The sequence below is a fragment of the Arthrobacter sp. 05L45_2 genome (assembly GCF_056397525.1).
Genome location: NZ_JBFTNO010000153.1, coordinates 1 through 7,457 on the forward strand (window position 1 = coordinate 1; position 7,457 = coordinate 7,457).

At 66.1% G+C, this 7,457-nt stretch carries 8 protein-coding genes and 1 other RNA gene; 5 read left to right on the forward strand and 4 right to left on the reverse strand.

Going from position 1 to position 7,457, the window contains the following annotated elements; all coding sequences use genetic code 11:
• Nucleotides 1–1,409, reverse strand: a 1,409-nt coding sequence (locus AC1DHD_RS11865; protein ID WP_476879915.1) for a glyceraldehyde-3-phosphate dehydrogenase, incomplete at its 3' end; no start/stop codon positions are given.
• Nucleotides 1,410–1,716: 307 nt separating this feature from the next.
• Here AC1DHD_RS11865 and AC1DHD_RS11870 point away from each other — a divergent pair.
• On the forward strand, nucleotides 1,717–1,869 hold the full coding sequence (locus AC1DHD_RS11870; protein WP_476879908.1) for a hypothetical protein: 153 nt from the start codon (nucleotides 1,717–1,719) through the stop codon (nucleotides 1,867–1,869).
• 65 nt (nucleotides 1,870–1,934) lie between these two features.
• On the opposite strand, the gene rnpB is transcribed toward AC1DHD_RS11870, so the two are convergent.
• Nucleotides 1,935–2,326: RNase P RNA component class A (gene rnpB / locus AC1DHD_RS11875), an RNA gene on the reverse strand.
• A gap of 110 nt (nucleotides 2,327–2,436) precedes the next feature.
• Here rnpB and AC1DHD_RS11880 point away from each other — a divergent pair.
• Together AC1DHD_RS11880 and AC1DHD_RS11885 are read left to right on the forward strand one after the other, a co-directional pair.
• The gene (locus tag AC1DHD_RS11880; protein WP_476879909.1) at nucleotides 2,437–3,300 is read left to right on the forward strand and encodes an SPFH domain-containing protein; all 864 of its coding nucleotides are present in this window, start codon (nucleotides 2,437–2,439) and stop codon (nucleotides 3,298–3,300) included.
• Between the two features lie 50 nt (nucleotides 3,301–3,350).
• Nucleotides 3,351–4,115, forward strand: coding sequence for a YaaA family protein (locus AC1DHD_RS11885; RefSeq protein ID WP_476879910.1), 765 nt, complete (start codon nucleotides 3,351–3,353; stop codon nucleotides 4,113–4,115).
• A gap of 16 nt (nucleotides 4,116–4,131) precedes the next feature.
• On the opposite strand, the gene AC1DHD_RS11890 is transcribed toward AC1DHD_RS11885, so the two are convergent.
• On the reverse strand, nucleotides 4,132–4,869 hold the full coding sequence (locus AC1DHD_RS11890) for a zinc ribbon domain-containing protein (RefSeq protein ID WP_476879911.1): 738 nt from the start codon (nucleotides 4,867–4,869) through the stop codon (nucleotides 4,132–4,134).
• A 69-nt stretch (nucleotides 4,870–4,938) separates the two neighbouring features.
• Nucleotides 4,939–5,832: a Nif3-like dinuclear metal center hexameric protein gene (locus AC1DHD_RS11895; RefSeq protein ID WP_476879912.1), complete on the reverse strand. Its 894-nt coding sequence runs from the start codon at nucleotides 5,830–5,832 to the stop codon at nucleotides 4,939–4,941.
• 111 nt (nucleotides 5,833–5,943) lie between these two features.
• Here AC1DHD_RS11895 and msrA point away from each other — a divergent pair, with 111 nt between their 5' ends.
• Together msrA and cysK are read left to right on the forward strand one after the other, a co-directional pair.
• Entirely contained in the window at nucleotides 5,944–6,468 is a 525-nt protein-coding gene (gene msrA, locus AC1DHD_RS11900) for a peptide-methionine (S)-S-oxide reductase MsrA (RefSeq protein WP_476879913.1), read from the forward strand.
• A gap of 66 nt (nucleotides 6,469–6,534) precedes the next feature.
• The coding region (cysK, locus tag AC1DHD_RS11905; RefSeq protein WP_476879914.1) for a cysteine synthase A at nucleotides 6,535–7,457 on the forward strand (923 nt) is incomplete at its 3' end.

The window sequence follows — 7,457 nt, forward strand, 5'->3', positions numbered from 1 at the left end:
TCCTTGGCCGGGAACGACGGCGGGTTCACGCCGGCCATTTCCTCCATCACGCGGACAACCTGGCAGCTGTAGCCGAACTCGTTGTCGTACCAGACGTACAGCACGAGGTTCTTTTCGTTGGAGATGGTGGCCAGGCCGTCGACGATGCCTGCGCGGCGGGAGCCGACGAAGTCGGTGGAGACCACCTCGGGGGAATCGATGTAGTCGATCTGCTTGCGCAGCTCGGAGTGCAGCGACATCTCCCGGAGGTAGTCGTTGACCTCATCCTTGGTGGTGCCGTTTTCGAGGCTCAGGTTCAGGATGGCCAGCGACACATCCGGGGTGGGGACGCGGATGGAGCTGCCGGTGAGCTTGCCGAGGAGTTCGGGCAGGGCCTTGGCCACGGCCTTGGCCGCACCGGTTTCGGTGATGACCATGTTCAGCGCGGCGGAGCGGCCGCGGCGGTCACCCTTGTGGAAGTTGTCGATCAGGTTCTGGTCGTTGGTGAACGAGTGAACCGTTTCCACGTGCCCGTGCACCACGCCGTAGCGGTCGTTGATGGCCTTCAGCACCGGGGTGATGGCGTTGGTGGTGCAGGACGCCGCGGAGACGATCGTGTCCGAGTCGGTAATCGTGGCGTGGTTGATGCCGTGCACGATGTTCTTCAGTTCGCCCTTGCCGGGCGCCGTGAGGAGGACGCGGGCCGCACCCTTGCTCTGGAGGTGCTGCGACAGGCCCTCCGCGTCGCGCCAGCGGCCGGTGTTGTCAACCACCAGTGCGTCGTGGATGCCGTAGGCGGTGTAGTCCACGGTGGCCGGGTTGTCCGAGTAGATGACCTGGATCTGGACGCCGTTGGCCGTGATGGTGTCGTTCTCGAGGTCCACCTTGATGGTGCCTTCGAAGGAACCGTGGACCGAGTCGCGGCGCAGCAGGCTGGCGCGCTTGGTGAGGTCGTTGTCCGAGCCGCGGCGCACCACGATCGCGCGCAGGCGCAGCCCGTGACCGCCACCGGCCTTTTCGATCAGGAGGCGGGCCAGGAGCCGGCCGATRCGGCCRAAGCCGTAGAGGACGACGTCGGTGCTGGTGCGGTCATCGCCGCCGCGCTTACCGACGACGTCTGCGAGCTCGGCCCGGAGGAATTCGTCGAGGCTGACGCCGTCGCCCTCGGCACGGTACTTCTCGGTCAGGCGGGCGATGTCGATCGCTGCGGCGCCGAGGTCCAGCTGGGTGAGGGCGTCAAGGAGCGGGGCCGTCTCTTCGAGGCGCAGCTCCTCCTTGCTCATCCGGCGGGCGAAGCGGTGCGCCTTCAGGATGTTCATGGTGGACTTGTTGATCAGGCTCCGACCGTGGATGGAGGTCACCACGTTGTTCTCGCGGTACAGCCGGCCGATGACCGGAATCATGGCCTCGGCGAGCGCCTCCCGGCCCATCCACGTATCAAGACAAGAATCTGACGTCTGGCTCACAGAACTACCTTCCTAAAATCCACCACATACGTCCTCGTATGCGGAAGTCGGCTGCCGGTGGATCTCCGGAACCCTTGGCGCTGCGGGGATTCGGTCCACCCCGCGCACCTTTATGGAGCGCAAAGAAAAAGCCACCGGCTGCGAACGCAGACCCGGTGGCAGAACATCTACGTTCAGTCTCCATTCTAGGCTGGCACGGTGGCCATGCGGGCCGGGGGAAGCGTGAAATCACTCACACGCCACCGCGCGGCGCATGACATAGGATGTCCAGATGGGACTCATCGTTGCACTACTTGTCATCTGGCTTATCCTCTCGATCCTGGGCTTCGTCGTTAAGGGCCTGATCTGGCTGGCCATCATCGGCCTGGTCCTGTTCGTCGCCACGGCGGCGTGGGGCTGGGTGAAGCGGAAKGCGAAGGCCTAATCCACTCCTAACGCCTTAAACGAGAAGGGCTGGCACCAGATGGTGCCAGCCCTTTTTCGTTGGGTGGGATGGGTTGACCGATACGCCGGGTTCTGTGTTCCCGCGCTGTTACCGGCGCGGGAGTAGCGGCCATCCATCTACGGACGCCGTTGCCGACGCCCTCCAGCAGCCTACCCGGACACTCGGGCGGGCAGCCCTCAAACGTGTCCTGTCTGGCCTTGCTCCGGGTGGGGTTTACCTAGCCTTCCCGGTCACCCGGGAAGCTGGTGGTCTCTTACACCACCGTTTCACCCTTACCTGCTCCCCCGCCGTGCGGACACGGCGCGGTACAGGCGGTCTGTTCTCTGTGGCACTGGCCTGCGGGTTACCCCGAGTGGGCGTTACCCACCACCCTGCCCTGCGGAGCCCGGACGTTCCTCGAGCCACTTGCAAGGCGCGCGGCCGCCTGGTCAACCCATCCGCAGTACATTCTACGGGTCCCCCGGCGGCCGGCCTGACCGGCGCCTTTTCGCCCCGCCGGTGGGAGAATTGAAGCAGCAATCCCGTCAGATAAAGGAAGCGATCCGGATGGGTCTGACCGCAATCGTCGTATGGCTTCTTATCGCGGTGCTGCTGGTCGCCGCGGCCCGGATGTCGATCCGGATTGTCCGCCAGTACGAGCAAGGCGTGCTTTTCCGGCTGGGCCGGGTCATCGGGGTCCGTATGCCGGGCCTGCGGCTGATCATTCCGGTGATCGACCGCCTCCAGCTGGTCAGCCTCCGGATTGTGACCATGCCGATCCAGTCCCAGGGCATCATCACGCAGGACAACGTCAGCGTGGACATCTCCGCCGTCGCCTATTACCGCGTGATCGATGCCGTGAAGTCGGTCGTGGCGATCGAGAACGTGGCCGCCGCCATCAACCAGATCGCGCAGACCACGCTGCGGAAGGTTGTTGGCCGGCACAGCCTCGACCAGACACTCTCGGAGACCGAGCACATCAACAGCGATATCCGCGAGATCCTGGACGCCCTGACGCTGGAGTGGGGCGTCGAAGTGACGCTCGTGGAGCTCAAGGACATCCAACTGCCGGAGAGTATGAAGCGCGCCATGGCCCGGCAGGCCGAGGCGGAGCGGGAGAAGCGGGCCAAAATCATCGCCGCCGAGGGCGAGGCAATCGCGGCGGCAGCCCTCGGGGAAGCCTCGGACATGATGATGGCCCACCCGCTGGCGCTGCAGCTGCGGAATCTACAGTCCCTCGTGGAAATCGCCGTCGACAAGAACTCCACGGTGGTCTTCCCTGCCCCGCTGATGAGCACCATCGGCGAACTCTCCGCGTTCCTGGCCCGGGAGACCCGGGCGGCCGGGGCTGCCGCACAGCTCCAGGCCCCCGCCGTCGCCCCGGCGCACGCACCAACCCCTATCCCGGCCGCGCCGCCCAAGGTAGCCTGACCGCGCCCACGGTCGCCTGACCGGCACCCGCCCGCCGGTAGGATCGTACGGTGCTGATTCTGCTGCCCCCGTCCGAAGGTAAGACCCCCGCAACCGGAGGCGCCCCCGTCGACCCGGACTCGCTCAGCTTCCCCGCCCTGAATGCCCACCGGGCGCGCGTCCTCGAAGCGCTCGGTACGGTCAGCGCCCACCACGACGCCCTCGCGCTGCTGGGGGTCGGCGCCTCGCTGACGGCCGACGTCGAACGCAACACYCGGCTGCACGCCGAGCCGGCGGCCCCGGCGCACCGGGTGTACTCCGGAGTTTTGTACGACGCTCTGGGCTACCGCTCTCTGACTCCGCGGCAGCGCCAGAAAGCCGATGAGTCGGTGGTGGTGATTTCCGCGCTCTGGGGCGCCATCCGGTTCGCGGACCGGGTCCCGGCCTACCGGCTGTCGATGGGCACTGCCCTCCCCGACGTCGGACGCCTCGCTTCGTTCTGGAAGCCGCAGCTCACGGCGGCGCTGGCCGCCGAAACGGCGGACGAGCTCATTGTTGACTGCCGCTCCAGCACCTACACCGCGGCGTGGGCACCCCCGCCGGAGCAGACCGTGGCCGTGAACGTCTTCACGGAGGTGGACGGGGTCCGCAAAGTGGTTAGCCACTTCGCCAAGCACACCCGTGGCGAACTGGCCCGGCACTTGCTGGCCCGGCGCGGCAAGGCGCCGCAGACTCCGGCGCAACTGCAGCAGGCAGCCGCCGAGAAGTGGTCCGCGGAGCTGGTGGGGGGCACGGCCCGCAAGCCGCACACCCTGAACCTCATTCTGCCCGGCTAGTCCTGACCTGCGCCGGCTAGGCCCACTCGGCGGAGCGGACCAGGATGCAGCCGGAGTCGGGGCAGAAAACAATGTCGTCCTCGGCAGCGGCCTTGATCTCCGCGAGGTCGCCGGGGCTCAGCTGCATGCCGGATCCCTCCGAGGTGCCGTGGAAGAGCCGGGCGGCGCCGACTCCGCGCTTGGCGAGGGTTTTGTCGTAGACCGCGAGCATTGCCGCATCCAGTCCGTCCGCGAACTCGGCACGCTGGCCGCGCACCACGGTGGTTTCGGCCGCGACCTCGGCCAGCTGCTCGTCCAGTTCGGCGCGGATGCTGCCGAACGAGCCCTGGATGTCGTCGACGATCTGCTGCTGCGCTGCCTGGCGGAGACGCAGTGCATCCAGCCGCTCCAGGACTTCGAGCTCGACGTCCTCAAGGTCCGAGCGGCGCTTGTTCAGCGAGGCGATGTCCCGCTGCAGGGCCACCAGGTCTTTGGACAGCCCGGTGCCGCTGTTGAGCCGGGCCTCGTCGCGTTCAATGCGGGAGGCGACCTGTTCGACGTCGGCCTCGGCCCGCTTGAGTTCCAGTTCGGCGTCGTGGACGGCTACCTTCGCGGCACCGAGCTCGCCCATGGCGATGCTGAGGGCCGCCTCAAGGTCGGTGATCCGGGAGTCGCTTTCAAGGCTGCGGCGGCGGTTCGACAGAGACTTGAGCTTGGCGTCGAGTCCCTGCAGTTCGAGCAACTTCATCTGTTCCGCCGGTGCTGCCTTGGCCACTATTTCCTCCGCGTGTTCACTTACCGGCCGGAGCCGGGCACCGTACTGGCGCTTCCTAGACTCTATCGCCTAGCCGGGAGTCAGGATGAAGTCCCACGGGTCGCTGTTGGTGGTGCTGACCCGGATTTCGATGTCGTGCCCCTGGTCAGCCAGGACGTTCCCGAGCGCATCCGCGGCCGCCGGCAGCCACAGCCACTCGCTGGCGAAGTGCGAGACATCGATCAGGTACGGCCGGTCATTGACGGCCGCTTCGCGGGCCTCGGACGCCGGATGGTGGCGCAGGTCCGCGGTCAGGTAAACATCGGCGTTGCTCGCACGGACCTCGTTGAACAGCGAGTCCCCGGCTCCCCCGCACAGGGCAACCCGGCGGACCAGGCCGTCCCGGTCACCGGACACCCGAACCCCGCCGGCCACGGACGGCAGGATGCCGAAGACCCGGGCGGCAAAGTCCCCCAGCGTCTGGACGTCGGCAAGGTCCCCGACCCGGCCGATCCCTTCCTCGGGAAGACCGTCCGCCGCAGGGGTCAGTGGCATTACGTCCTGCAGGCCGAGGGTGTCGGCGAGCACATCGGAGACTCCCCCGACGGCGGAATCACCGTTCGTGTGGACGGTCAGCAGCGCTGTACCAGTCTCGATCAGGCGGTGCACCGCCTTGCCCTTGGGGGTGTTGGCAGCCACGGACGTGACGCCTTTAAGTAACAGGGGGTGGTGGGTGATCAGCAGGTCCGCGCCCCAGTCGACGGCTTCCTCGATGACCTCGAGGCTGGGGTCCACGGCGAAGAGGATCTTGGATACCTCTGCCGACGGGTGCCCGGCCACCAGGCCCACCTCGTCCCATGACTCGGCGAGTGATTCGGGCCAGAGTTCCTCGACGGCCAGCAGGATCATGCCCAGCGTGGCGGCCGCACCGGAACTCTCGGCGTCGGAAGGCTGCGCTGAAACGTCGGTGTTCTCAGGTTCCATAACCTCATTTTTACCCTATCCGGCGGCCGGGACGTCCCAGCGCGGAGTCACGAGGACGCGGGAAATGCCGGGTTCGGGAATGATCCGGCGGGTTCGTCCATTGAACAGGACATGAGAACTTTCGTCCTCGGCGGGGGCTGCTTCTGGTGCCTCGACGCCGTCTACCAAAAGACCAAGGGTGTGAGCTCGGTGGTTTCTGGCTACACCGGAGGCCATGACCGCAACCCCGATTACTACTCAGTCTGCTCGGGCACCACCGGCCACGCCGAGGTGGTGGCCGTGACCTTTGACGAGGACATCATCCCGGCCGAGGTCATCCTCGACATGTTCTTCGCCCTGCRCGATCCGACCACCTTGAACCGCCAGGGCTACGACGTCGGCACCCAGTACCGGTCCTCCATGTTCTATGAGACCACCGAAGAGAAGATCCTGTTCGAGGAAGCGATCGACCGGAACCAGGAGCTGTGGTCGAACCCGATTGTCACCGAAGTGAGCCGGCTTCCGGTCTTCCACGTGGCCGAGGATTTCCACCAGGACTACTACGCGAAATACCCCGACCAGGGGTACTGCCAGGTGATCATCAACCCGAAGCTGGCGAAGGCCAGGAAATATTACTCTGCATGGCTTAATGCTTAGCTAGGGCCAGAGCGCCCTCGTTAGGCTGACCTTAGATTTCCCCCTCACAGACAGGCACACATACCCATGGCACGGATCTATGACGATGTTACCCAGCTGGTCGGCGGCACTCCGCTGGTCCGCCTCAACCGGTTGAGCGAAGGCCTGAACGCCACTGTGGCGGTCAAGCTCGAGTTCTACAACCCGGCCAACAGCGTCAAGGACCGGATCGGCGTTGCCATCATCGATGCGGCGGAGAAGTCCGGTGCGCTCAAGCCCGGCGGCACCATTGTCGAGGGAACCTCGGGCAACACCGGCATTGCCCTGGCGATGGTGGGCGCAGCCCGCGGCTACAAGGTCATCCTCACCATGCCGGAGACCATGTCCACGGAACGCCGCGTTATGCTGCGCGCCTACGGTGCCGAGATTGTGCTGACCCCGGGGTCCGAGGGCATGCGCGGAGCCGTGGAGAAAGCCCAGGACATCGTCGCCAACACGGAGAACTCCATCTGGGCGCAGCAGTTCGCCAACGAGGCCAACCCCGAGGTGCACCGCCGGACCACCGCTGAGGAAATCTGGGCCGATACCGACGGCAAGGTGGACATCTTCGTTGCCGGCGTCGGCACCGGCGGCACGGTCACCGGCGTCGGGCAGGTGCTCAAGGAGCGCAACCCGGACGTGCAGGTCATCGCCGTCGAGCCCAAGGATTCGGCCATCCTCAACGGCGGCGCTCCCGGTCCGCACAAGATCCAGGGCCTGGGCGCCAACTTCGTCCCGGACATCCTGGACACCAACGTCTACGACGAGGTCATCGACGCGGCCCTGGAGGACTCCGTCCGCGTGGCCCGCGACCTCGGCGTCCGGGAAGGCATCCTGGGCGGCATCTCCTCCGGCGCGATCGTCTGGGCTGCCCTGGAGGTCGCCAAGCGTCCCGAGAACGCCGGTAAACTGATTGTTGCCGTTGTCTGCGACTTCGGGGAGCGCTACATCTCCACCGTCCTGTACGACGA

Excerpts from the sequence above, each read along its gene's own strand:
- AC1DHD_RS11880 (WP_476879909.1), top strand. The coding sequence starts at position 2,437 with ATGGGTCTGACCGCAATCGTCGTATGGCTTCTTATCGCGGTGCTGCTG.
- AC1DHD_RS11895 (WP_476879912.1), bottom strand. The coding sequence starts at position 5,832 with ATGGAACCTGAGAACACCGACGTTTCAGCGCAGCCTTCCGACGCCGAG.